Source organism: Serratia sp. CY27727, assembly GCF_052169275.1.
Classification (GTDB): Bacteria; Pseudomonadota; Gammaproteobacteria; order Enterobacterales; family Enterobacteriaceae; genus Serratia; species Serratia sarumanii.
In genome coordinates, this window is the sequence record NZ_JBJNLB010000002.1 from 293,091 (window position 1) to 316,095 (window position 23,005).

Here is a 23,005-nt window from a genome sequence, read left to right on the forward strand (position 1 = left end):
CGGCGTCCAGCCATAAAAAAACCGGAGCCCAGGCTCCGGTTTTGTCGTTTTGGCGCCGCGTTACTGCTGCGCTTTCAGCCAGGCGATCTCTTCCGCCCAGATATCCGGATTTACCGTTTCCAGAATCAGCGGGATATTGTCGAAGCGCGGATCGCGCATGATGTAGCTGAACACCGTTTTGCCGATGTTGCCTTCCCCCAGGCTGTGGTGGCGGTCGACGCGGCTGTTGAACTCGCTCTTGGCGTCGTTCAGGTGCATGCCGCGCAGGTAGTTGAAGCCGACGATGTCGCCGAGCTGTTTGAAGGTGTGTTCGCAGTCTTCTTCGGTACGCAGGTCGTACCCGGCGGCGAAGGCGTGGCAGGTGTCGATGCAAACGCCGACGCGGCTTTTGTCTTCCACGCCGTCGATGATCGCCGCCAGATGTTCGAATTTGAAGCCCAGGTTGCTGCCCTGGCCGGCGGTGTTTTCGATCACGGCCGTCACGCCGGCGGTTTTATCCAGCGCGATGTTGATCGATTCGGCGATGCGCGCCAGGCACTTGTCTTCATCGATTTGCAGCAGGTGGCTGCCGGGGTGGAAGTTCAGCAGCGTCAGCCCCAGTTGTTCGCAGCGCTGCAGCTCGTCGATGAACGCCTCGCGCGATTTTTCCAACGCGTCGGCCACCGGGTGGCCCAGGTTGATCAGGTAGCTGTCGTGCGGCAGGATCTGCCCCGGCCCGAAGCCGTACTGGGCGCAGGCGCTCTTGAACTTATCGATCACGTCGGCGGCCAGCGGCGCGGCCTTCCATTGACGCTGATTTTTGGTGAACAGGGCGAACGCGGTCGCCTCCAATTCGTGCGCGCGGATAACCGCCTGATCCACGCCGCCTGACGCGCTGACATGTGCACCGACAAACTTCATCTTCATTCTCCTGTGTTATCGGTGACATTATGGCATTGATGGCGGGCGGAATAAATGCGGCCCGCCGAAGCGAGCCGCAGAAGGGGCAGAAGGGAGTGATTAGAGCCAGTGTTGCACCAGCTGGTTTATCGCGCCGCCGCCGACCAGCAGCCAGACGAACAGCAGCGTGGCCAACAGAATCGGTTTCATCCCGGCCTGGCGCACGGCGCTGATGTGGGTGGTCAGCCCCAGCGCCGCCATCGCCATCGCCAGCATCCAGGTGTCGGCGGTGATCAGGTGCTGCACCAGCGTGGCCGGCAGCAGGTTGAAGGAGTTCAGCCCGGCGACGGCGATAAACAGCACGGCAAACCACGGAATGGTGATGGCGGATTTTTCCGCCTTGCCTGCGCCGCCGCGGCTGATGTAGCCCGACAGCAGCAGCAGGAACGGCGCCAGCATCATCACGCGGATCATCTTGGCGATCACCGCCGCATTTTCGGCGTCAGGCCCGATGGCGTGCCCGGCGGCGACCACCTGAGCCACTTCGTGGATGGTGGAGCCGGCGTAGATGCCGAAGGTTTCCTGGCTGAACGGCAGCCAATGGAAGTGCTCGTTCAACTGATACAGCCACGGGTAGGCGAAGATCGCCAGGGTGCCGAACACCACCACGGTTGAGACCGCCACCGCCACTTTGCTGGAGTCGGCCTTCAGCACCGGCTCGGTGGCCATCACCGCTGCCGCGCCGCAAATGCTGCTGCCGGCGCCGATTAGCATCGCGGTCTGGCTGTCGATGCCGAACACTTTCTTGCCGAGCCAGCAGGCCAGCAGGAAGGTGGTGGTCAGGGTCAGCGCATCGATGATGATGCCGCTGGCGCCCACGTCGGCGATTTGCTGAAAGGTCAGGCGAAAGCCGTACAGGATAATGCCCAGACGCAGCAGGCGTTGTTTGGCCAGCTGTACGCCGCCGTGACAAACGGTTTGCCAGCGGGGATACAGCGTGTTGCCCACCAGAATGCCGAACAGGATCGCCAGCGTCAGCGCCCCCAGGCCCAGCTCCGCCACCCAGGGAATGTCGCCGGCCCAGACGGCCAGCGCGGTGAGCGCGCCGGTCAGCGCCAGCCCCGGCACCAGCCGCGGCAGGCCGAACAGCGGAAAGCGTCGCTCGGGGTAAGTATGAGTGGTATCAGTCGCCATAAAAGTCAGTCCTTCAGTCTGTTTCTTGCTGCCAAGAGTACGTTTGGGCTGAATAAAAGAGAAATTGATTATATATTTATAACCTATCTGAATAAGTGGTATTGCGTCAGGCATTGGCATACAGCCGCATTGCGGCTAGGGTGAGGAGGAGCGGCGAACCGCCGTCAACTTTCCAACTGAACAGGAGCAGGCGATGGATACCGACGATCAACGCAGAGAGCAGATAGACCGGGAAGTGGGCCGCGCGGTGCGGCGGTTGATTGAAGAAAATAAGGCGATCGACCGCGACCATCTCGTGGCGATGCTGCAATTGATACAGCGGGACGAAGCCGGCACGCCGCGCGAGGCGGCGCTGGCTGCGGCGGCGCAGCTGGTCGCCTTGGGCAAGTAGCGCGCCGAATTGGCCGTAAACGGGGTGGCCTCGCCGGGCTCCCCACAGCATGTTGACATCATTTTGCGGTTCTCTGGCAGAACCCTTTTTCATTACCGGGACGGCTATGCATATCACGTTGCGTCAACTGGAAGTCTTCACCGAAGTGCTGAAAAGCGGTTCGACCACTCAGGCCTCGGTGGTGCTGGCGCTGTCGCAGTCGGCGGTCAGCGCGGCGCTGGCGGATCTGGAGGGGCAGTTGGGCGTGCAGCTGTTCGATCGCGTCGGCAAACGGCTGGTGATCAACGAGCACGGCCGGTTGCTGTATCCCAAGGCGCTGGCGCTGCTGGAGCAGGCGGGGGAGATCGAGCAGTTGTTTCGCCATGACGGCGGGGCGTTGCGCATCGCCGCCAGCAGCACCATCGGCAACTACATGCTGCCGGAGATGATCGCCCGTTACCGCCGGGACTTTCCGGCCACGCCGCTGGAGCTGAACGTCGGCAACAGCCAGGACGTGATCGTGGCGGTGGCGGATTTCCGCGTCGATCTGGGATTGATCGAAGGGCCTTGCCATATGCCGGAGCTGGTGACGCAGCCGTGGCTGGAGGACGAGCTGGTGGTGTTCGCCGCGCCGGACAACCCGCTGACCCGTCAGCCGCCAACGCTGGAGGCGCTGGCCAATGCCCCTTGGATCCTGCGCGAGCGCGGTTCGGGCACCCGTGAGGTGCTGGATCATCTGCTGTTGGCGTACCTGCCGCATTTCCAACTGGTGATGGAGCTCGGCAACTCGGAGGCGATCAAGCACGCGGTGCGGCACGGCATCGGCATCAGTTGCCTGTCGCGGCGGGTGGTGGCGGAACAGCTGGCCAGCGGCGCGCTGGTGGAACTGCCGGTGCCGCTGCCGCCGCTGCGGCGCACCCTGTACCTGATCCGCCATCGGCAAAAGCACATTTCCAACGCCTTGCAGCGTTTTCTCAGCTATTGCGCGCTGTAATCGACAGCGCGTCACGCCCTCTGCTGCCGCGCAGGCCGAAGAAAGCATAAAAACCTGCGCGCGCTCACATTAATGAGAGTAAGTAAGGCCATAAGGGTCGCGGCTAATAATTGCCTCTGAATTATGAAGCTATCTTATATCAGTGCAATGTTGCTAGTTCACCGGCGGGTATTTGTTACAATCCGCCCTCATTTTTTCAAAGAGCAGATAGGGTACGAATGGCTCAGCAGGATATAAAAACATCGGGGCAGCAAGCACCCGGATTGCGCCGCGAGCTGAAAGCCCGGCATTTGACCATGATCGCCATCGGCGGCTCCATCGGCACCGGCCTGTTTGTCGCCTCGGGCGCCACGGTTTCTCAGGCAGGCCCCGGCGGGGCGCTATTGTCTTACGCTCTGATCGGTTTGATGGTGTACTTCCTGATGACCAGCCTGGGCGAACTGGCGGCCTTTATGCCGGTTTCCGGTTCATTCTCCACCTACGGCGCCAAATACGTGGAAGAAGGCTTCGGCTTCGCGCTGGGCTGGAACTACTGGTACAACTGGGCGGTGACCATCGCCGTTGACCTGGTGGCTTCGCAATTGGTGATGAGCTACTGGTTCCCGGACACCCCCGGCTGGATCTGGAGCGCGCTGTTCCTCGGCCTGATGTTCCTGCTGAACTACATTTCGGTGAAAGGGTTCGGCGAGGCGGAATACTGGTTCGCGCTGATCAAGGTCAGCACCGTGATTATCTTCATCGCCGTCGGCGTGCTGATGATCGTCGGCATTCTGAAAGGCGGCGAGCACGCCGGCTGGCAGAACTGGACGATAGGGGACGCGCCGTTCGCCGGCGGCTTCTCGGCGATGATTGGCGTGGCGATGATCGTCGGCTTCTCGTTCCAGGGCACCGAGCTCATCGGCATCGCGGCCGGCGAATCGGAGAACCCGGGTAAAAACATCCCGCGCGCGGTGCGTCAGGTGTTCTGGCGTATTCTGCTGTTCTATATCTTCGCCATTCTGATCATCAGCCTGATCATTCCGTACACCGATCCGAGCCTGCTGCGCAATGACGTGAAAGACATCAGCGTCAGCCCGTTCACCCTGGTGTTCCAGCATGCCGGCCTGCTGTCGGCGGCGGCGGTGATGAACGCGGTGATCCTGACGGCGGTGCTGTCCGCCGGTAACTCGGGCATGTACGCCTCTACCCGCATGCTGTACACCCTGGCGTCGGAAGGCAAGGCGCCGCGCATCTTCGCCAAGCTGTCGAAAGGCGGCGTGCCGCGCAACGCGCTGTATGCGACCTGCGTGGTGGCCGGGCTGTGCTTCCTGACCTCGATGTTCGGCAACCAGTCGGTTTACCTGTGGCTGCTGAATACCTCGGGCATGACCGGTTTCATCGCCTGGTTGGGCATCGCCATCAGCCACTACCGTTTCCGTCGCGGTTACATGCTGCAGGGGCGCGATCTGAACGACTTGCCATACCGTTCCGGGTTCTTCCCGCTGGGGCCGATCTTCGCCTTCGTGCTGTGCCTGATCATTACCCTGGGCCAGAACTACCAGGCCTTCCTGCAAGACAAGATTGACTGGTACGGCGTGACCGCCACCTACATCGGCATTCCGCTGTTCCTGCTGATTTGGTTCGGTTACAAGCTGTCGCGCGGCACCCGCGTCGTGAAGTACAGCGAAATGGAATTCCCGAAGATGGACGTGAAGTAATCTTCGGTGAGTGACACGCGGCGGGAGCTCCCGCCGCGTGTGGTTTTACTTTTTCCCGCCTTTGGCTTCCGCCAGCGCCTGCTGCGCCGAACTCATCAAATCTTCCACCGTCGCATAATCCTGCGTCAGCGCCAAAATGCCGGCGTTGAGTTGCATGTTCACCTCGCCGAACGCGCCAAAATCGTAGGGCGCTTCCAGCGGCGGCACAATGCGCGCCAGGAACTCGCTTTCCGCGCCGTAGGGCAGATCGTGCACCAGTATCAAAAACAGGCCGCCGGTGTAACGGCAGACGTAGTCGCTGGGGCGGATCAGCGTCTTGAGGCGCTCGCCGACGGTGCGCAGCACGTCGTCGCCGATCTGCACGCCGTGGCTTTGGTAAAGCGCCGCCAGCGGGCCGAATTCAAGAATGAACAGGTGAGAGATTGGCTGTGTCGTACCAGGGCGGCAGATGTTGCGCATCACCGCCTCGCCGCCCGCGCGGTTGAGGAAACCGGTCAGGCGATCGCGGTGGGACGCCTGCTGCTTCTCCCACGCCAGCGTGACGTGCTGTACCCGCTGGCGGTGGTAGCGCGCGATCATGCCATGGGCCAGCACCAGCCACAGCGGCGTGAGATCCGCCAGGACGAACAGGTTTTGCACGCGCGACAGCGGCGCCGCCAGCAGGTAGGGCAGCGTCAGCGCGATCACCTCAAGCAGCGCGAAACGCGGCGCGGCGGCATGGCGCTGCATCAGCCAGCAGGCCAGAGCGGTGATCGTCAGACCGGCGAACAGGATCAGCACAAAGCGGCCCGACAGCATCGCCAGCGCGGCGCTGGCGCCGACCAGCAGCATCCATAGCAACACCGTCACCAGCATGGCGTCCGGCCAGGCGGGTTGGCGCCTCTGCGCCAGCCAGGCGCGCCCGGCGGTCAGCAGCAGCAACAGCAGCAGCAGAACGATACCGACCAGCCGCTGGTTCAGCCAGGCGTACCCCACCAACAGCGCCGCCGGCCCCACGGCATTCAGCCAGGGAGTGAGAGGAGAGGGCGTCAGCGTGAGCCGCAGCTGGCGTTTAAACGGCTCGTCATCGGCGTGCAGCGGGCTGTGCAACAGCCAGTTCAGCAGCGCCGGGCGTTTGGGCGTTACCGCCGGAGATGGACTTCTCATTACAGCCTCGTCAATAAGGCCGCTCTTGCGGCGGCCTGAAGTTTTTTGCACGCTCGGTGCTGTGATTTTGGATTCTATGTGGTTTTTTCGTTATTTGTCAGAGTCTGGTCGGATCAGGAATAACTTTCAGAATAATGAACCTGCTGGCCGCAGCGGGGGTAAACGCGATGGATTGAAGAATGGCGTGGAAAAACAATTTATTACATTTCGATAACGCCGTTTTCACCTATTGATATGATTGATAAGTATTATCGTTTGCTTTATTGTTGACGGCTGCGCGCAGGCTGTCGCCGCGCGGTTTACGGCGGACGCTTTCGCGCCGCTGTCATGATGGTTGTAACAGGTATCTTAACGAATGAGCGTATCCACCGATCCCATGACTGACGCCAAGGGGCAACTCAACGCCGGCGTGATGGGGCGTTATCAGCATATTCTTCGCCATCGCCTGTTGATGATGGGCGTATTGGCACTGGCGATCCTGGGCTCGCTGCTGCTGGATTTCACCATGGGGCCGTCCGGGCTGTCGCTGTCGTCCTTATGGCAAACGCTGCTTGACCCCGCGGCGGCCGATGCCGGCACGCGGGTGATCGTCTGGGACATCCGCTTGCCTTACGCGCTGATGGCGGTGGTGGTGGGGTTTGCGCTCGGCCTGGCCGGGGCGGAAATGCAGACCATCCTGAATAACCCGCTGGCCAGCCCCTTTACCCTCGGCGTGTCTTCCGCCGCGGCCTTTGGCGCCGCGCTGGCGATCGTGCTCGGCATCGGCATTCCGGGCATTCCCGATCAGTGGTTCATCTCCGCCAACGCCTTTATCTTCGCGCTGTTCGCCGCGCTGATGCTCGACGGCATCACGCGCTGGACGCGGGTCGCCACCTCCGGCGTGGTGCTGTTCGGCATCGCGCTGGTGTTTACCTTCAACGCGCTGGTGTCGATGATGCAGTTCATCGCCAGCGAGGACACGCTGCAGGGGCTGGTGTTCTGGACCATGGGCAGCCTGGCGCGCGCCTCGTGGGACAAGCTGGGCATTCTGTTCGGCGTGTTCGCCGTGCTGCTGCCGCTGTCGATGATGAGCTCGTGGAAACTGACCGCGCTGCGCCTGGGTGAAGACCGGGCGGTGAGCTTCGGCATCGACGTGCGCCGTCTGCGGCTGACCACGCTGCTGCGCATCAGCATCCTTTCGGCGCTGGCGGTGGCGTTCGTCGGGCCGATCGGCTTTATCGGCCTGGTGGCGCCGCACATCGCCCGCATGATCTTCGGCGAAGATCACCGTTTCTATCTGCCGGCCAGCGCGCTGATTGGCGCGCTGGTGCTGTCGATGGCCTCGGTGGCGTCGAAAAATTTGGTGCCTGGCGTGATCATTCCGGTGGGCATCGTCACGTCGCTGGTCGGGGTGCCGTTCTTCCTGAGCATTATTCTGCGCCACCGGGGGAACGTATGAGCCAGGGCCTGCGAATAGAACACTTCTCGGCGGGCTACCCGAAGCGCCAGGTGATCGACGATCTCTCGGTGCCGATGCTGCCGCGCGGGCAAATCACCGTGCTGCTGGGGCCGAACGGCAGCGGCAAATCGACGCTGCTGCGCTCGCTGGCCGGGCTGAACCCGGCGCAGGGCAAGCTGTGGCTGGACGACGGCGATCTGATGCAGATGCCGTTCGCCCGTCGGGCGGAGAAAGTGGTGTATTTGCCGCAGTCGCTGCCCGCCGGGGTGCATCTGCACGTGCTGGAGTCGATCATCGTGGCGCAGCGCGCCTCGGGCGGCCGCAGCAACGCCGGCAGCGAAGCGGAAGTGATGGCTTTGCTGGAGCAATTGGGTATCGCCCACCTGGCGCTGAGCTATCTCGATCAGCTGTCCGGCGGCCAGAAACAGCTGGTGGGGTTGGCGCAGTCGCTGATCCGTCAGCCCTCGCTGCTGCTGCTGGATGAGCCGCTGAGCGCGCTCGATCTCAACTATCAATTCCACGTGATGGATTTGGTGCGCCGCGAAACCCGCAAGCGCAACATCGTGACGGTGGTGGTGGTGCACGACATCAACATCGCGCTGCGCCACGGCGACCACGTGCTGATGCTGCAGGATGGCGATCTGATCGCCGACGGCGCGCCGGATCAGGTGATTACGCCGCAGAGCCTGGCGCGGGTCTACGGCGTGCGCGGGCGTATCGAGCGCTGTTCGCAGGGCACGCCGCAGGTGCTGATAGACGGTCTGGTGAACCAGCCGACGATTTAATCCAAGAAAAAGCCCGGCATCGCCGGGCTTTCTTTATCGTGCTGCGTGGTTCAGCGCCTCGCTCACGCGTTCGACGACGTGCTGGGCGGTGACGATGCCGCCGGACAGATACACCTCGGCCGCCGGCAGGTAAACCACCTGGCCTTTTTTCACCGCCGTGGTTTTCTTCAGCGCGGTGCCGGTGAGGATCTTCTGCGGCGCCACCGCGTTCGGCCGCCCGGTCGCGGCGTCTCTGTCGATGACGAACAGCCAGTCCGGATTCAGTTTGGCCACCTGCTCAGGCGTCAGCTTGTTGCCGCGCACGTCTTTTTCGTCGGACTGCAGCGCAGACGCGAAGCCGAGGGCGTCATAGACGAAGCTGAAACGGCTCTTGGGGGCGTAGGCGCTGATCTTGCCGCCGGAGAACAGCACCACCAGCCCGCGCCCGGCCTGAGCGGCCTGCGGTTTGACCGCCGCGATCTGCGCATCCAGCTTATCGACCGCCGCCTGCGCCTGTTGCTGCTTATCGAACAGCTCGCCCAGCTGCAGCGTGCGCTGTTTCAGGCTGCCGAGCTGATCCTGCGGATCGACGGACATGTTCAGCGTCGGCGCCAGCGCGTTCAGCTCGTCATAGGCTTTGGACGCCCGGCCGGCGATCAGGATCAGATCCGGCTTGGCGGCGCGCAGCACGGCCATATCCGGCTTGAACAGTGTGCCGGCATTGAGGTATTTGTCGTCCTGATAGCGCTTCAGGCTATCCGGCAAGTTCTTGCGGTTGCCGGGCAGCGCCAGCGGCTCGACGCCCAGCAGCTGCAGCGTTTCCAACGAGGCGTAATCCAGCACCACGATGCGCTGCGGGTGCTTCTTCACCTCGGTGCTGCCGTTCAGGTGCTGGACGTTGACGGTGGCCGGGGTTGCGGCTACCGGCGTAGCGGTTTTACTGTGGCAACCCGCCAGCGCCATCGTGGCCAGCAGGGCAATCATCAGGGGGGAGCGGCGTAATCTCATGGGGCTTCCTCACGGTGATGGAATGAAAAGGGCGCGCAGCGCGCGCCCGGGGGCATCAGAAGTTATAGGTCATGCCGACGGTGTAACGGCGGCCGTCCAGCGTGGTGTTGTAGTGGTCGTAATCCACGGTCTTGTCGAGGATGTTGTAGACCCCGCCGGTCAGCTGCAGGTTTTTCGCCGCCTGGTAGCTCAGGCCCGCATCGACGAAGGTGTAGGACGGCGTGCTCTTGGCCATCGAGGTGCGGCTCAGGTAGTCAGAGGTGCGGCTGCGGAAGTTAACGCGCGACCACAGGCTGAGGTCCTGCGTGGCGCGCCAGTCCAGCACGGTGTTCAGCATGTGCTTCGGCATCTGGTTGAGCGCCTTGCCCTGGAACTCGCCGCTCTTCTGTTCGGAAGCGGTGTAGGTGTAGTTGGTGTTCCACTTCCAGTCTTTGTTGATCTGCCAGCCGAAGGTGGCTTCTACGCCGCGCATATTGGCTTTGTCGACGTTGACGCGATCGCTGATAAAGTCGTAGGACGTGCCGCCGATGGTGCAATCCGGCGTGTCTTCGCAGCGGCGCACTTCGGTGATCTTGTCTTTAAAGTCGGTGTTGAAGACCGTCACGCCGGCGTTAACGCCTTTCAGGCTATCCCACATCAGGCCGATTTCTTCGCTCAGGCTCTTCTCTGGCTGCAAATCCGGGTTACCGACGATGATGCCTTTACGCACGCCGCCGCCGGTGACCTGCCCCCAGTTAGGAGAGGATTGGCGCAGATCCGGCGATTTGTAACCGGCGGAGACGCCGCCTTTCAGCGTCCACTGTTCGGTCAGGTGCCAGACACCGTACATGCGCGGGGTCCAGTGGCTGCCGAAGTTTTCATCCTGATCCATGCGGATGCCGCTGGTCAGGCTGAAGTCGTTGGTCAGCGCCCATTCGTCTTCAGCGAACAATGCCCAGCTCCAGCGCGTCAGCTTGCTGAGACCTTGAGCCGATTCAAGCTGGTTGCCGCCGTCGCCCAGTTTTTCATAGCGGTATTGGCCGCCGAGGTTCAGCATGTGGGAACCCAGCTCGAACTGGTTCTGGGTGTTGAAGATGGTGTTGTAGGCCTTCATGTTACGGCCCGGGTTACCGGTTTCTTCGCGCTGCACGTAGCTGGTGGAGTTGCCGAAGTCATAATAGCCGTTGTGGGTCAGCGAGTAGTTGGTGCGCGTATACAGGCTTTCGCTGCGGGACGTCGGCGAGCATTTGCCTCTGCTGCAGCGCTCCGCCACCACCGATTTGCCCGGCGTGCTGTTGCGATCTTGCAGCGAACGGCCGATTTCGAAGTCGAATTCGTTTTTCTCGTCCGGCGTCAGGGTGAACACCGCGGTGCCGCTGCGCATGCGCTGTTCGTTGTAACCGTTGACGATTTTATCTTCCGCGCGGCGCGACAGCAGGCCGTTGACCCGCAGGCCGAGCAGCCCTTCAACCAGCGGGCCGGAGGCGTAGGCGTTGGTCTGGAACAGATCGCCGGAATCGCGGTTTTCCTGAATGGTGGCGTCGCCGTGCAGCGAGCCTTTCCACTCGGTGCGGGAGGTCTTGCGAGTGATGACGTTGATCACGCCTCCCATGGCGTCGGAGCCGTACAGCGAAGACATCGGCCCGCGCACCACTTCGATGCGCTCGATGGCTTCCATCGGCGGCAGCCAGCCCTGTTCGATGCCGGCGTTGTCGCTGTTCGGACGGGTGCCGCGGGTGTCGACGCGCTTGCCGTCCACCAGGATCAGGGTGTACTTGGAGGACATGCCGCGGATGCTGATGTCACTGCTGCTGGCGCCGCCGGTGATCACCACGCCCGGCACGTCTTTCAGCGCGTCGGTCACGTCGCGATAGGCCTTGTCTTCGATCTGCTGGCGCGGGATCACCGAGATGGAAGCGGCGGAGTCCTGAATTTTTTGCTGGAAGCCGGAGGCGGTGACGACCATGGTGTCCTGAGTGTCGTCCTGCGGCGCGGCCAGCGCGGCGGTGGCGCTGAGTGAGGCGATCACCAGAGCGGCGAGCTTGCTGTAACGTGGCGTTTCCATGAGGTAAACCTTTCCTGGATTGAAGTGAAAGTAATTAACCAATTGAATTTCTATGAAATTGTTCGTCTTTCGCTGAGAAATGCTTAGCTTCGTCAACGTTGCGTGAGGCTATTGTAAGGATTTTTTTCTGAATGTAAACGCTAATGATAATCCATATCATTTGTATGCTGGTTTTGCTGGCGGGAAAGGTTAACCGGATGAATTAAAGGGAAAAGCGGCGCAGCGGGCGTGCGCCGGGGAGGATCAGCGTTTTTGGATGTAGGTGATGGCCAGCGCCAGCGCCAGCACCAGGCCTTTGATAATGTCCATGGCGTAGTAGGGCACCGACAGCATCACCAGCCCGTTTTGCAGCACGCCGAGGATCACCGCGCCGATCAGAGTGCCGAGCGCATTAGGTTTGCCGGCCCCGGCCAGCGAGAAGCCGATATAGGCCGCCGCCACCGCGTCCATCAGATAGCCGCCGCCGGCGTTGACCTGCGAAGAGCCGATACGTGACGCCAGCAAGATGCCGCCAAGCGCCGCCAGCCAAGAGGAAATGACATAAGCGGTAACCCTGTAACGCACGGTGTGGATGCCCGACAGGCGCGCCGCCTCGGGGTTGCCGCCGATGGCATACATGCGGCGGCCATGCTTGGTCAACGACAGGAACAGCTGCACCGCCACGGTGACCGCCAGCATGATCAGCACGATCACCGGCACCTGGCCGAGGGCGGAAAACACCTCCGGGATCAGGCCTTCCGCCATGTCGCCATTCGGCAGCACCATGTTTTGGGTGATGGATCCGCCGTAGCTGTAGGTCATCGCCACGCCCTGGATCACGAACAGGCTGGCCAGCGTCGCCAGCATATCGGGAATTCTGAACACCACGATCAGCAGGGCGTTGAACAGGCCGACCAGCGTGCACAGCAGCAGCGTCACTACGATGGCGCCTGTGGTGCCGAACCCGTGCCAGACGAACAGCGAAATCACCAGCGCGTTGGCCAGCGAGGCGGTCGAGCCGACCGACAGATCGAAACCGCCAACCGACAGCGAGATAGAAACGCCGATGGCGATCACCGTCACGATGGCGATCGAACGCAGGATATTGATGATGTTGTTGGCATCGAGGAAGTTGTCCGACGCCAGGCCGAACAGGGCGATCAGCGCCGCCACGGTCAGCAGCATGCCCCATTTGTAGAGGAAATCGAACAGCTGTTGGCGCCAGGGCAGCGCAGGCCGCAGGGCTAATTCTTTACTCACGCAGGGGTTCCTCCGGTGGAATAGAGCAATAAGGTTTCTTCGTCGATGTCGGCGGCGTTCAACTCCGCCACGATGCGGCCGTCCCACAGCACGCAGATGCGATCGCACAGGCCAACCAGTTCGGCGAACTCGCCGGAGGCGTAAACCACGCCCTTGCCGGCGCGCGCCAGGCCGTCGATCAGGCTGAACAGCTCCTGCTTGGCCTTGATGTCCACACCCTTGGTCGGTTCATCGAAGATCAGCACTTCGGCGTCGCCGCGCAGCCATTTGCCGATCGCCACTTTTTGTTGATTGCCGCCGGACAGGCGCGCCAGCCGCTGTTGCGGGCCGGAGGCGCGAATGTTCAGGCGTTGCATGATCTCGCGCGCCCAGCGCAGCTCTTGTCGCCGACTGAACAGGCTCCAGCGCGAGAAGCTGTCGTCGGCGCTGACGCTCAGGTTCATCGGGATCGCCTCATCGATGAAAATGCCTTCTTTGCGGCGTTCCTCCGGCACCAGCGCCAATCCTTGTTCGACCGAGAGGTGCGGCGCGCGCGGCGCCCAGGGCTGCCCGCGCAGTTCGCCGCGCTCAAGCTGCACGGCGCTGGCGCCGAACAGCGCTTTGCACAGCTCGGTTTTGCCGGCTCCCGCCAGCCCGGCGATGCCGAGAATTTCGCCTTCATGCAGCCGCAGCGAAACGTCGCGCAGCTTGTGGCGATCGCGCAAGCCTTGCACCTGCAGCAGCGTTCGCTCGGCGTGCGGCGGGCGCGGCGGCGGGAAAATATCGTCCAGCCGATGGCCGAGCATCTTCTCGACGATCTGTTCGCCGCTCAGCCCGCGCATGGCGTCTTCGCTGACGCGACGGCCGTCGCGCAGCACCGTCAGCCGATCGCAAATGTCTCTCAGTTCGTGGATGCGGTGGGAAATAAATACGATGCCGATGCCTTCGGATTGCAGGCGGCGAACCACGTTAAACAGGCGCTCGCTCTCGGCGCGATCGAGCGGGGCGGTCGGTTCGTCGAGCACCAGAAAACGGCAGCGGTGTGACAGCGCGCGCGCCAGCAGCACCTGCTGTTTTTCCGCCAGCGTGCAGTCCGACAGCCGCCTGCGTGGGTTGAGCGGCAGCGCCCATTGCTGCAGCAGCTGCGCGGCGCGGCGGTGCAGTTCCGCCCAGTTCAGCCAGTGGCCCGGTTCGTTCAGCCAGTCCAGCATGATGTTTTCCGCCACCGACAGCGTGGGGATCAGCGCGACGTCGACCTCTTGCTGCACCACGTGAATGCCGTGGCGGCGCGCCTGCAGCGGGGAGTGGATCGCCACCGCCTGGCCGTCGATCAGGATCTCGCCGCGATAATGATCGTGGGCGCCGGAGAGGATCGCCATCAGCGTCGACTTGCCCGCGCCGTTGGCGCCGACCAGCGCGTGGATTGAGCCGCCCTGCAGCGTGAAGTCCACGTCCTGCAGCGCATTGAAGCCGGCGAAGGCGATCGAGATATTGCGCATCTCGAGGCGTGAAGGCGTTGCGGTTGACATAGGGTATTAAGGCCGTTTAGATGTTTAGATGGCTGTTATGCTCTGTTGTAACACAGATTACGCCGTTGGCAACCAACAAAATGGCATAACGGCGGTGGAAAACGCGTTGGCGGGTAGGGGCGCAACCCGCGTCAGGCTGCGCCGGTGCGATAAGCGGTCAGAAGGTGGTGGGGGTGTGTGCGCTGACGATGCGGCAGATGCGCGCCGAGGTATTGCTGAAGCTGTGCGGAATGCCGGTGTTGATGGCGTAACTCTGGCCGGCGGTCAGGCAGTAGCTCTGGCCGTTGATGGTCAGCACGATCTCGCCCTCCAGCAGGGTGCCGATCTCTTCGCCCTGGTGCTTGATCTTTTCACCGGTGGTGGTGCCGGGCTGGTAGGTTTCCAGCATCATCGCCAGGTTACGCGTCGGGCTGCCGTTGTGCACCAGCTTCATCGACACCCCCTGGCTGCCGATCTCAATCAGATCCTCGGCGTCGATCACCACGCGCGGCTCGTCGACGGCTTCCGGTTCGGCAAAGAATTCAGACAGCGACAGGCCATACACCTTCAGCAGCTTTTGCAGCGTGCTGATGGCCGGGCTGACCTTGTCCTGTTCGATGGTGCTGATCGCACTGTGGGTTAACCCGGACAGTTCGGCGACCCGGCGCTGCGACAAACCCAATTGCTGACGGATCTGCGACAGGCGTTTGCCCGGTGCCAAGCTGGCTTCGCTCATAGCGGTACTTCCTTCTGGTAGGGGCGACAGGCAGACATGAATATCGCTATCGGGCGCCTGTCTGGGCGATAACGATGCTGCATGATATCGGTAGTTAGGGCAGGTTTGGAAAATATATTGCCCATGTTCACTCTCGGTGCGTTGGACGAAATAGTTGACGTAAAAATGGCGGCAAGGCCTTTTCGGTCAATATTTTATCAATTTAGCAGCCGGAGGCGAATAATCAAACAGGATTGTAACATTTGCAAACCTATTCTGTTAAGACTATGTTTCATGGTGTGGATGTTATTTTGAGCGCCCGGCAGCGGCGCAGCCTGGCGAGAAATCCAATCATGTGTTGAATCGAACGGCGGACGGGCGCCAACGCGCCTTAAGAGCATAATGGCGGGTGACGTATGCAAACCAATAGCGCAGCAGTTGAAAATTTTGCACAGCATCATGAAGAGAGGCGAAGTAGCGCGTTCCAAAATGAGGTTGCTCATTATTTGGAACGCCATCCCGCCACGCAGTATGTCGATATCCTTCTCACCGATCTCAATGGTTCCTTCCGCGGCAAACGCATACCCGTCTCTGGGTTGAAAAAACTGGAAAAAGGCAGCTACTTCCCCGCGTCGGTGTTCGCTATGGACATCCTCGGCAACGTGGTGGAGGAGACCGGCCTTGGGCAAGAGCTCGGCGAGCCGGACCGCATTTGCCTGCCGGTGCCCGGCTCGCTGACGCCGTCGGCCGCCGATCCGCAGCATATCGGCCAGGTGCTGCTGACCATGCTGGATGAAGATGGCACTCCCTTTGACGTTGAACCCCGCAATGTGTTGAACCGCGTGTGGCAGGCGCTGCGACAGCGCGGCTTGTTCCCGGTGGCAGCGGTAGAGCTGGAGTTTTATCTCATCGATCGGCAGCGCGACGCGGAGGGCGATCTGCAGCCGCCGTGCGCGCCCGGCACCCAGGAGCGCAACACCCAAAGCCAGGTGTACTCCGTCGATAACCTGAACCATTTCGCCGAGGTGCTGAACGACATTGACGCGCTGGCGAAGCTGCAGGGGCTGCCGGCGGACGGCGCGGTGGCGGAGGCGTCGCCGGGGCAGTTCGAGGTCAACCTGCGTCATACCGACGATATCTTGCTGGCCTGCGACCACGCGCTGGCGCTGAAACGGCTGGTGCGGCTGGTGGCCGAGAACCACGACATGCACGCCACCTTTATGGCCAAGCCCTACGAGGATCATGCCGGCAGCGGCATGCACGTGCATGTCAGCATGCAGGACGGCGCGGGCAACAACCTGTTCGCCGACGACGAAGGCGAGGATTCGCCACTGCTGAAACAGGCGCTGGCCGGGATGATCACCCTGATGCCGGCGTCGATGGCGCTGCTGGCGCCGAACGTCAACGCCTACCGGCGTTTCCAGCCTGGGATGTATGTGCCGATCCAGGCCGCCTGGGGCCACAACAACCGCACCGTGGCGCTGCGCATTCCCTGCGGCGAACCGGAGAACCATCGGGTGGAGTATCGCGTGGCCGGCGCCGACGCCAATCCATATCTGGTGATGGCGGCGATCCTGGCCGGCATGCTGTACGGGCTGGACAACGCGCTGCCGCTGCCTGAGCCGGTGACCGGCAACGGGCTGGAGCAGGAGGGGCTGCCGCTGCCGATCCGCCAGAGCGACGCGCTGTACGAGTTTGAACATCAGCACGCGCTGACCCACTATCTGGGCGAGCGTTTCACCCAGGTTTATCACGCCTGCAAGACCGACGAACTGCTGCAGTTCGAGCGGCGGGTGACGGAAACCGAGATTGACTGGATGTTGAAAAATGCCTGAATGGGCGTATAAAGTAAGAGGTATGTGCGGCCGACCGGCCTGCCGGTAGTGGATTAATTCGCCTGCCGGGCCGGTTTTCCGCTCGATCGACAAAAAGAATTTGTATTTGAGGGCTTCCGGATCTTGTCATCCGGAGGCATTCTGGTGCAAAATATCTCAAATGCAGATAGCCGACGTTTTAACGCGTCGGTTATTTTTTTTGCATTAAGTTTTACCAACGTAGCGTTTCATACACCAAGCGAGGCCGGACACCGATCCGGATAGATAAATAGTTTCGTGCACGATCAAACAAAACTTTATGGTCGTGACTCATGAGGATTAGAAAGATGGGGCAATTTTTCACTTTAGCACCGGTGCCCGCCGGTTTCCGCTGTGGCCGCAGCGACTATGGAGCAGCCGAGGTTACCTCGACCCGTTATCCAGCTTACAATCCCCTTCTTTTAGAATTAAGTCGCTCGTTGCGAAGTTTCCCCGCAACCTTAAGTCTTGGCGTGTCCGCCATCCGCAAGGCTCAAGGTAAGGGGGGGCTGAACAATGTCCGATAACACCCTCAACGCCGCTCCGGCTCAGCGCACTCAGCTGCGTAAAACCCTGACTTTGGTTCCGGTAGTGATGATGGGCCTGGCTTATCTGCAGCCAATGACCATCTTCGATACCTTCGGCATCGTATCCGGCCTGACCGATGGTCACGTCGCGACCGCGTACGCCTTCGCTCTGCTGGCGATCCTGTTTACCGCCCTGAGCTACGGCAAACTGGTGAAGAAGTTTCCTTCTGCCGGTTCCGCCTACACTTACGCCCAGAAAGCCATCAGCCCGCACGTCGGCTTTATGGTGGGCTGGTCATCGCTGCTGGACTACCTGTTCATGCCGATGATCAACATTTTGCTGGCCAAGATTTACCTGGAAGCGATCTTCCCGGGCGTTCCGTCCTGGATTTTCGTGGCGGTGCTGGTCGGCTTGATGACGATTTTCAACCTGCGCGGTATCAAGCTGGTGGCTAACCTGAACTCCATCATCGTGGTGGTGCAGGTGGCGATCATGATCGTGTTCCTCGGCCTGGTGATCAACGGCGTTTACCACGGCGAAGGCGCCGGTACGCTGGTCAGCAGCCGCCCATTCTGGTCCGATAACGCTCACGTGGTGCCGATGATTACCGGCGCGACCATCCTGTGCTTCTCGTTCCTGGGCTTCGACGGCATCAGCTCGCTGTCTGAAGAGACCAAAGACGCGGAAAAAGTGATTCCGAAAGCCATCTTCCTGACGGCGCTGATCGGCGGCATCATCTTTATCGTGGTGTCTTACTTCGTGCAGCTGTACTTCCCGGACATCTCGCGCTTCAAGGATCCTGACGCGTCGCAGCCTGAAATCATGCTGTACGTGGCGGGCAAATTCTTCCAGTCGGTGATCCTGGTGTTCTCCTGCGTGACGGTATTGGCGTCAGGCATGGCGGCGCACGCGGGCGTTTCGCGTCTGATGTACGTGATGGGCCGCGACGGCGTGTTCCCGACTCGTTTCTTCGGCTATGTACATCCGAAGTGGCGTACCCCGGCGCTGAACGTGCTGCTGGTTGGCGCCATCGCGCTGTCCGCCGTGTCGTTTGACCTGGTGACCGCGACCGCGCTGATCAACTTCGGTGCGCTGGTGGCCTTCACCTTCGTCAACCTGTCGGTGATCTCGCAGTTCTATATTCGCGACAAGATGAACCGCACCGTGAAAGACACGTTCAACTACCTGATCCTGCCGGTGCTGGGCGCATTGACCGTCGGCGCGTTGTGGATCAACCTGGAAGCCAGCTCGATGACGCTGGGCCTGGTCTGGGCGGCCATCGGTCTGATCTACCTGGCCTTCGTCACCCGCAGCTTCCGTCTGCCGGTGCCGCAAGCGAGCGAAGACGCCGCCTAAGCGCGAGCCGTCTCCTCAGCCACAAAAAAGGCCGCATTCGCGGCCTTTTCCTTTTCTGCTTGCTGCGGGTTTACCCCACCAACTCTTTGCCGTAATCGAACAGCGCTTTCAACAGGGCGGTTTTCTCTTTGTCGCCTTCGTGCAGGTTATACAGCGATTCGAGCTGCAGTAGGTAACTCTGCACGCGCTCCGCGCTCAGCGCTTCCTGGCGGTGCTGCAGCCAGCGGCGCTGTTCGGCATCGTCCAGCGTATTCGGGTAGTTGCGCGCGCGGAAGCGGAACAGCAGCTCTTTCATGCGGCCGTCGCTGAAGGCCAGATCCAGCGCCGGCAGGTTCTGCGGCTTGGTCTGCTGGATAATCCTCATCGCCGCCTTGTCGGCGTCGCTGAAGAAGCCGTCATACAGCCGGGCGTCGACGTCGTCGGAGCCTTTGAACGGCTCGGCTTCGGCGAACAGCGCCACCACTTTCTCGCGCACTTCCGGGTGCTGTTTCAGCAGCTGCAGGTTTTGCAGGCAGGCCTGGCGATCGATGCCCAGCCGCTCGGCGTTCTCCGGCAGCAGGGTTTTGGCCGGCGCCAGCACCGGGCATTTGTTGATGTGCACCAGCTTGATCGGCACCGGCGCCTGATCCGGCGCCAGGTCGTCGCGGCGGGTGTACAGCCGTTCACGCAGCTGCTCGGCGCTCAGCGTCAACAGCGGCGTCATGTCGCCGGCGAGATCGCACATGATCACCGCGTTTTTGTTGTCCGGGTGCCAGGCCAACGGCGACACCCAGCTGGTGTTGCCGCGCGCCGCGCCAAACATGCCGGAGACGTGCACCAGCGGCGTCATTTCGGCGACGTCGATCAGGGCGTTCAGCTTGTGCTTGTTGCGGTGCTGCAACAGGAAATCGAACAGCCGCGGCTGCGCCTGCTTGACCAGCTTGGCCATGGCGATGGTGGCGTAAACGTCCGACATTGCGTCGTGAGCCTGCGTGTGCTCGACGCCGTTGGCGCGCGTGAGATGCTCCAGGCGGAAGCTGGGGAAGCCGTCTTCGTTTTCCGGCCAGACGATGCCGTCCGGGCGCAGGGCGTAGCAGGCGCGCATCACATCCAGCAGATCCCAGCGCGAGTTGCCGTTTTGCCAGCTGTAGGCATAGGGATCGTAGAAGTTGCGATAGAAGATATTGCGGCTCACTTCGTCATCGAAACGGATGTTGTTGTAACCGAGAATGCAGGTGCCGGCCACGCTGAAGGCCTGGTGGATTTGGCGGGTGAATTCGGCTTCGTTAACGCCTTTGGCGCGCGCCACCTGCGGCGTGATACCGGTGATCATCACCGCCTCGGGTTCCGGCAGGTAGTCGTCGGCCGGGGCGCAGTAGATGACCAGCGGCTCTTCGATAATGTTGAAATCCATATCGGTGCGCACGCCGGCAAACTGCGCCGGGCGGTCCAGCGACGGGCTTTTGCCGAAGGTTTCGTAATCGTGAATATAAAATGTGGCCGTTGCCTTGCTGCTCAAAATCGCGTCTCTTCAGTGGCGGATACAATATGCTCCTATTGTAACGGCGTAGGGAGCGATGCCAAGTGACGGTTAGCGAAATGCGCGCAATTACGCACGGCGATAGTAATCCAGCCGTTGATGAAAGTAGGGGAGCAGGTGGTCGGGGATCTGTCGTTCCGTTTCCGCCTGGGTCGAGGCGATGCCGTAGCGCTCATTGTAGATCACGCTGATGGCCAGCAAATCGGTTTCTATTTTTTCGCGTTGTGCCTGCGGTAAGCTATCCAGCTTTCGAGCCATCGTTATCTCCCTGTTAACCTTAGGGCATAATAGGATCGTTAGCGGGTCTTGTCCCTACCCATTCCGGGGGGCGCTTGATGCCTGTGAGCTGGGTTGCGTGCAAGGGGGCTGGCTGTGGCGAGCGGCGAGCTCGCTCTCCGGGTGGTGAGCCTGGAAGCGATCCGCCCGGTTATACAGCGAACAGGCGCCGCTTATCACCGCCCCCCAAAACAGGGCGCACAGCAGCAAAACCCCCAACCAGATTTTTTGGTTATAGGTCATAAGTCCTCCACGGACGATAAGAGAAATAACATTGACCGCTAAATTAAATCAGGTGCTACATCAATGGTATTTAAACGGCAGAGATTAATCATAAAATAGATGAGATTCTTTTGTTACTAAATCCACGTTGGATGTATCAAAAGATTCCTTAAGATAATATTAAGAGAAGTGATTTCTAGCGCCGTAATTCTATTTAATATTTGTTTAAATACCCGCAGATACAATCTCCCACATTCAATACCAATGTGGATGAAAATTATGAAAACGCTACTGTTGACCGGCGCTACCGGCTTTTTGGGTGGTGCGGTTCTCGAGAAATTATTGATTGAAAATCAGTCTGTTAATTATCTTTTACTGGTGCGCGCCGACGATGCGCAACAAGGGCTGGCCCGTATTCGCGCGAATATGGAAAAGTTTAATATCGACGCGAACCTGCTGTCTAAAATTACGATAGAAAATATATTGTTGGGCGACCTTTCCGAGCCGGCCGACTTTTTAACTGACGCACGTATTAACAAAGTCACGCACGTTATTAACTGCGCGGCCGTTGCTTCATTTGGTAATAACCCGCTCATTTGGAAGGTAAACGTAGAAGGCACTCTGGTCTTTGCCGAAAGAATGGCGCAGGTGCCGGGATTAAAACGTTTCCTGCACGTTGGTACCGCCATGTCCTGTTCGCCGGAGCCGGGTTCGCTGGTGGCGGAGAGCGGCGAGTTTGAGGAAGACGCCGAGCATCTGGTGGAATACACCCGTTCCAAATCCACCATCGAACAGCTGATGCGCCAGCGCTGCCCGCAACTGCCGCTGACCATCGCTCGTCCGTCGATCGTGGTGGGCCACACCCGCCTGGGCTGCCAGCCTTCCAGCAGCATTTTCTGGGTGTTCGGCATGGCGCTGATGCTGCGCAAATTCATGTGCTCGCTGCAGGACAATATCGACGTGATCCCGGCGGACTACTGCGCGGATGCGCTGGTGATGCTGATGAACAGCGAAACGCTGGAGAACGACGTTTATCACATCTCCGCCGGTGAGGAGAGCAGCGTCAGCTTTGCCGAAATCGACCGCGCCATGGCGGCGGCGCTGGAAAAGGCGCCGGTGGGCGATGAGTATGCGCAGGTGACCTATGACGCGCTGGTGAAAATGCGCCGCCAGCTGAAAGACATTTTCGGCCCGTGCAACGAGCGGCTGATGCTCAAGGCGATGCGCCTGTACGGATCGTTCGCCATGCTCAACGTGCGTTTCAGCAACGAAAAGATCCTCAAGCTGGGCATGCCGAAGCCGCCGCGCTTTACCGACTATATCGCCGGCTGCGTGCAGTCGACCCGCGGGCTGTCTATCCAGCAGCAGATGGTGGTGGACTTCAAATAACCGCCGGGCGCACCGTGCGCCCGAGGTTGCTCCGCTACCAGGACGAAGAGGACCAGAAGACGCGGCCGAGCACCACCAGTTGCTCCTTGCGCTGCTGATAGCTGAGATGCTCGTCCTGGTACTCTTCCCGGTTGAGGGAGCGGATGACGACGCCGCCGTCCGGCTGCTCGATCAGCACCTTCACCCGCAGCAAATTGCCGTGGCGGATGGCGTAGGTCTTGCCTTCGCGGATGCGCGTATCGTCGGTGTTGATGCCGACCACGTCGCCGTCCTGCAGACGCGGTTCCATGCTGGAGCCGGAGATGCGGATAATGCGCGCGGCGTTGACCGCCACCCCCATCTTGTGCAGATAGTAACGGCGGAAGATCAGCGAAAACTCCTCGCGATCGACGATTTCGTAGCAGCCGTCGCCGGCGGAAAAATCGATATCCAGCAGCGGGATCTCCACAAACTCTTCCTTGTCTTGTTCGGTATCTTCCCATACCACCGGTTTCAAACGGGCGGGCTGGAAGTCCGACTCCGCTGCCACGTTGTCAAACGGGCGTACCAGCTGCTTTTCGTGAAACACGTCGAACCAGCCCTTGGGCAAATTCAGCCTGGCCTCGATCCGCCTGGCCAGATTGTCGCCAAGATTGCGGGAGGATTTTTCCCCGATGATTTGGCTCAGCGTCGGCGCGGAAGACTCAACCAGCGTGGCGAATTCATTCTGGTTGACGCCTTGCCGGGCGTAGCGGGCCATCAATTCGCGCAGATTGTTGCGCCTGATTTCTTTAGTTTCCATCGTGCCATGATCGCACTCTTTAGCAAAAAGGTAAATAACGGTTTTGCTAAAAAACGCTTGCGCATAATTTAGCAATTAGCTAAAACAAAAAGGGTGAGCCAAAGGT

The 23,005-nt window shown here is 60.7% G+C and carries 20 protein-coding genes; 8 read left to right on the forward strand and 12 right to left on the reverse strand.

From position 1 onward, the window contains the following. Nucleotides 1-60: 60 nt before the first annotated feature. Together nfo and ACJ8HB_RS06300 are read right to left on the reverse strand one after the other, a co-directional pair. Nucleotides 61-900: a deoxyribonuclease IV gene (gene nfo, locus ACJ8HB_RS06295; protein WP_033635262.1), complete on the reverse strand. Its 840-nt coding sequence runs from the start codon at nt 898-900 to the stop codon at nt 61-63. Nucleotides 901-999: 99 nt separating this feature from the next. Beyond that, a complete protein-coding gene (locus ACJ8HB_RS06300; protein ID WP_047571270.1) occupies nt 1,000-2,073 on the reverse strand; it encodes a YeiH family putative sulfate export transporter in 1,074 nt (357 codons plus the stop codon). Between the two features lie 193 nt (nt 2,074-2,266). Here ACJ8HB_RS06300 and ACJ8HB_RS06305 point away from each other — a divergent pair, with 193 nt between their 5' ends. From ACJ8HB_RS06305 to ACJ8HB_RS06315, 3 genes are all read left to right on the forward strand, one after another. Next, nucleotides 2,267-2,464: a hypothetical protein gene (locus ACJ8HB_RS06305; RefSeq protein ID WP_033647996.1), complete on the forward strand. Its 198-nt coding sequence runs from the start codon at nt 2,267-2,269 to the stop codon at nt 2,462-2,464. A gap of 106 nt (nt 2,465-2,570) precedes the next feature. Next, nucleotides 2,571-3,437, forward strand: a complete 867-nt coding sequence (gene yieE, locus ACJ8HB_RS06310) for a DNA-binding transcriptional regulator YeiE (RefSeq protein ID WP_047571272.1) — start codon at nt 2,571-2,573, stop codon at nt 3,435-3,437. A gap of 218 nt (nt 3,438-3,655) precedes the next feature. After that, nucleotides 3,656-5,134 carry an amino acid permease gene (locus tag ACJ8HB_RS06315; RefSeq protein ID WP_033635259.1) on the forward strand — a complete coding sequence of 493 codons (1,479 nt, stop codon included), beginning with the start codon at nt 3,656-3,658 and terminating at the stop codon, nt 5,132-5,134. A 45-nt stretch (nt 5,135-5,179) separates the two neighbouring features. On the opposite strand, the gene ACJ8HB_RS06320 is transcribed toward ACJ8HB_RS06315, so the two are convergent. After that, nucleotides 5,180-6,280 (reverse strand): GGDEF domain-containing protein, encoded by a 1,101-nt coding sequence (locus ACJ8HB_RS06320; protein ID WP_039565091.1) that lies wholly within the window; start codon nt 6,278-6,280, stop codon nt 5,180-5,182. A 355-nt stretch (nt 6,281-6,635) separates the two neighbouring features. Between ACJ8HB_RS06320 and ACJ8HB_RS06325 the strand changes: the two genes are divergently transcribed. Both ACJ8HB_RS06325 and ACJ8HB_RS06330 read left to right on the forward strand, forming a co-directional pair. Next, on the forward strand, nt 6,636-7,718 hold the full coding sequence (locus tag ACJ8HB_RS06325; protein ID WP_047571274.1) for a FecCD family ABC transporter permease: 1,083 nt from the start codon (nt 6,636-6,638) through the stop codon (nt 7,716-7,718). Continuing rightward, entirely contained in the window at nt 7,715-8,503 is a 789-nt protein-coding gene (locus ACJ8HB_RS06330) for an ABC transporter ATP-binding protein (RefSeq protein ID WP_033647994.1), read from the forward strand. The genes ACJ8HB_RS06325 and ACJ8HB_RS06330 overlap by 4 nt, the downstream gene beginning before the upstream one ends. 33 nt (nt 8,504-8,536) lie before the next feature. Here the strand turns inward: ACJ8HB_RS06330 and ACJ8HB_RS06335 are convergent, their stop codons facing one another. From ACJ8HB_RS06335 to ACJ8HB_RS06360, 6 genes are all read right to left on the reverse strand, one after another. Then, nucleotides 8,537-9,490 (reverse strand): siderophore ABC transporter substrate-binding protein, encoded by a 954-nt coding sequence (locus ACJ8HB_RS06335; RefSeq protein ID WP_047571276.1) that lies wholly within the window; start codon nt 9,488-9,490, stop codon nt 8,537-8,539. Nucleotides 9,491-9,545: 55 nt separating this feature from the next. Continuing rightward, a complete protein-coding gene (locus ACJ8HB_RS06340) occupies nt 9,546-11,534 on the reverse strand; it encodes a ligand-gated channel protein (RefSeq protein ID WP_033653805.1) in 1,989 nt (662 codons plus the stop codon). A gap of 243 nt (nt 11,535-11,777) precedes the next feature. After that, nucleotides 11,778-12,773: an ABC transporter permease gene (locus ACJ8HB_RS06345; RefSeq protein WP_060427528.1), complete on the reverse strand. Its 996-nt coding sequence runs from the start codon at nt 12,771-12,773 to the stop codon at nt 11,778-11,780. Further along, on the reverse strand, nt 12,770-14,281 hold the full coding sequence (locus ACJ8HB_RS06350) for a sugar ABC transporter ATP-binding protein (protein ID WP_094859984.1): 1,512 nt from the start codon (nt 14,279-14,281) through the stop codon (nt 12,770-12,772). Before ACJ8HB_RS06350 ends, ACJ8HB_RS06345 begins: the two co-directional genes overlap by 4 nt. A 157-nt stretch (nt 14,282-14,438) precedes the next feature. After that, nucleotides 14,439-14,996: an HTH-type transcriptional regulator PuuR gene (gene puuR, locus ACJ8HB_RS06355; protein WP_016927000.1), complete on the reverse strand. Its 558-nt coding sequence runs from the start codon at nt 14,994-14,996 to the stop codon at nt 14,439-14,441. A gap of 197 nt (nt 14,997-15,193) precedes the next feature. Continuing rightward, entirely contained in the window at nt 15,194-15,478 is a 285-nt protein-coding gene (locus ACJ8HB_RS06360) for a hypothetical protein (RefSeq protein ID WP_164146184.1), read from the reverse strand. Here ACJ8HB_RS06360 and ACJ8HB_RS06365 point away from each other — a divergent pair. After that, nucleotides 15,392-16,810, forward strand: a complete 1,419-nt coding sequence (locus ACJ8HB_RS06365; protein ID WP_047571280.1) for a glutamine synthetase family protein — start codon at nt 15,392-15,394, stop codon at nt 16,808-16,810. The genes ACJ8HB_RS06360 and ACJ8HB_RS06365 overlap by 87 nt on opposite strands. A 534-nt stretch (nt 16,811-17,344) precedes the next feature. Further along, on the forward strand, nt 17,345-18,712 hold the full coding sequence (locus tag ACJ8HB_RS06370) for an APC family permease (protein ID WP_033647989.1): 1,368 nt from the start codon (nt 17,345-17,347) through the stop codon (nt 18,710-18,712). A gap of 70 nt (nt 18,713-18,782) precedes the next feature. Here the strand turns inward: ACJ8HB_RS06370 and sbcB are convergent, their stop codons facing one another. Next, nucleotides 18,783-20,210: an exodeoxyribonuclease I gene (gene sbcB / locus ACJ8HB_RS06375; RefSeq protein WP_033635248.1), complete on the reverse strand. Its 1,428-nt coding sequence runs from the start codon at nt 20,208-20,210 to the stop codon at nt 18,783-18,785. A 90-nt stretch (nt 20,211-20,300) separates the two neighbouring features. Continuing rightward, nucleotides 20,301-20,489: a DNA polymerase III subunit theta gene (locus ACJ8HB_RS06380; protein ID WP_033635247.1), complete on the reverse strand. Its 189-nt coding sequence runs from the start codon at nt 20,487-20,489 to the stop codon at nt 20,301-20,303. 519 nt (nt 20,490-21,008) lie between these two features. Between ACJ8HB_RS06380 and ACJ8HB_RS06385 the strand changes: the two genes are divergently transcribed. Then, entirely contained in the window at nt 21,009-22,118 is a 1,110-nt protein-coding gene (locus ACJ8HB_RS06385) for an SDR family oxidoreductase (protein ID WP_047571760.1), read from the forward strand. A 34-nt stretch (nt 22,119-22,152) separates the two neighbouring features. On the opposite strand, the gene ACJ8HB_RS06390 is transcribed toward ACJ8HB_RS06385, so the two are convergent. Then, on the reverse strand, nt 22,153-22,899 hold the full coding sequence (locus ACJ8HB_RS06390) for a S24 family peptidase (protein WP_004935623.1): 747 nt from the start codon (nt 22,897-22,899) through the stop codon (nt 22,153-22,155). Nucleotides 22,900-23,005 lie beyond the last annotated feature (106 nt).

What these genes read in the sequence shown, in the direction of transcription:
- nfo (WP_033635262.1), bottom strand. Translation starts at nt 900, where the DNA reads ATGAAGTTTGTCGGTGCACATGTCAGCGCGTCAGGCGGCGTGGATCAG.
- ACJ8HB_RS06300 (WP_047571270.1), bottom strand. Translation starts at nt 2,073, where the DNA reads ATGGCGACTGATACCACTCATACTTACCCCGAGCGACGCTTTCCGCTG.
- ACJ8HB_RS06305 (WP_033647996.1), top strand. Translation starts at nt 2,267, where the DNA reads ATGGATACCGACGATCAACGCAGAGAGCAGATAGACCGGGAAGTGGGC.
- yieE (WP_047571272.1), top strand. Translation starts at nt 2,571, where the DNA reads ATGCATATCACGTTGCGTCAACTGGAAGTCTTCACCGAAGTGCTGAAA.
- ACJ8HB_RS06315 (WP_033635259.1), top strand. Translation starts at nt 3,656, where the DNA reads ATGGCTCAGCAGGATATAAAAACATCGGGGCAGCAAGCACCCGGATTG.
- ACJ8HB_RS06320 (WP_039565091.1), bottom strand. Translation starts at nt 6,280, where the DNA reads ATGAGAAGTCCATCTCCGGCGGTAACGCCCAAACGCCCGGCGCTGCTG.
- ACJ8HB_RS06325 (WP_047571274.1), top strand. Translation starts at nt 6,636, where the DNA reads ATGAGCGTATCCACCGATCCCATGACTGACGCCAAGGGGCAACTCAAC.
- ACJ8HB_RS06330 (WP_033647994.1), top strand. Translation starts at nt 7,715, where the DNA reads ATGAGCCAGGGCCTGCGAATAGAACACTTCTCGGCGGGCTACCCGAAG.
- ACJ8HB_RS06335 (WP_047571276.1), bottom strand. Translation starts at nt 9,490, where the DNA reads ATGAGATTACGCCGCTCCCCCCTGATGATTGCCCTGCTGGCCACGATG.
- ACJ8HB_RS06340 (WP_033653805.1), bottom strand. Translation starts at nt 11,534, where the DNA reads ATGGAAACGCCACGTTACAGCAAGCTCGCCGCTCTGGTGATCGCCTCA.
- ACJ8HB_RS06350 (WP_094859984.1), bottom strand. Translation starts at nt 14,281, where the DNA reads ATGTCAACCGCAACGCCTTCACGCCTCGAGATGCGCAATATCTCGATC.
- puuR (WP_016927000.1), bottom strand. Translation starts at nt 14,996, where the DNA reads ATGAGCGAAGCCAGCTTGGCACCGGGCAAACGCCTGTCGCAGATCCGT.
- ACJ8HB_RS06365 (WP_047571280.1), top strand. Translation starts at nt 15,392, where the DNA reads ATGCAAACCAATAGCGCAGCAGTTGAAAATTTTGCACAGCATCATGAA.
- ACJ8HB_RS06360 (WP_164146184.1), bottom strand. Translation starts at nt 15,478, where the DNA reads ATGAGCAACCTCATTTTGGAACGCGCTACTTCGCCTCTCTTCATGATG.
- ACJ8HB_RS06370 (WP_033647989.1), top strand. Translation starts at nt 17,345, where the DNA reads ATGTCCGATAACACCCTCAACGCCGCTCCGGCTCAGCGCACTCAGCTG.
- ACJ8HB_RS06380 (WP_033635247.1), bottom strand. Translation starts at nt 20,489, where the DNA reads ATGGCTCGAAAGCTGGATAGCTTACCGCAGGCACAACGCGAAAAAATA.
- ACJ8HB_RS06385 (WP_047571760.1), top strand. Translation starts at nt 21,009, where the DNA reads ATGAAAACGCTACTGTTGACCGGCGCTACCGGCTTTTTGGGTGGTGCG.
- ACJ8HB_RS06390 (WP_004935623.1), bottom strand. Translation starts at nt 22,899, where the DNA reads ATGGAAACTAAAGAAATCAGGCGCAACAATCTGCGCGAATTGATGGCC.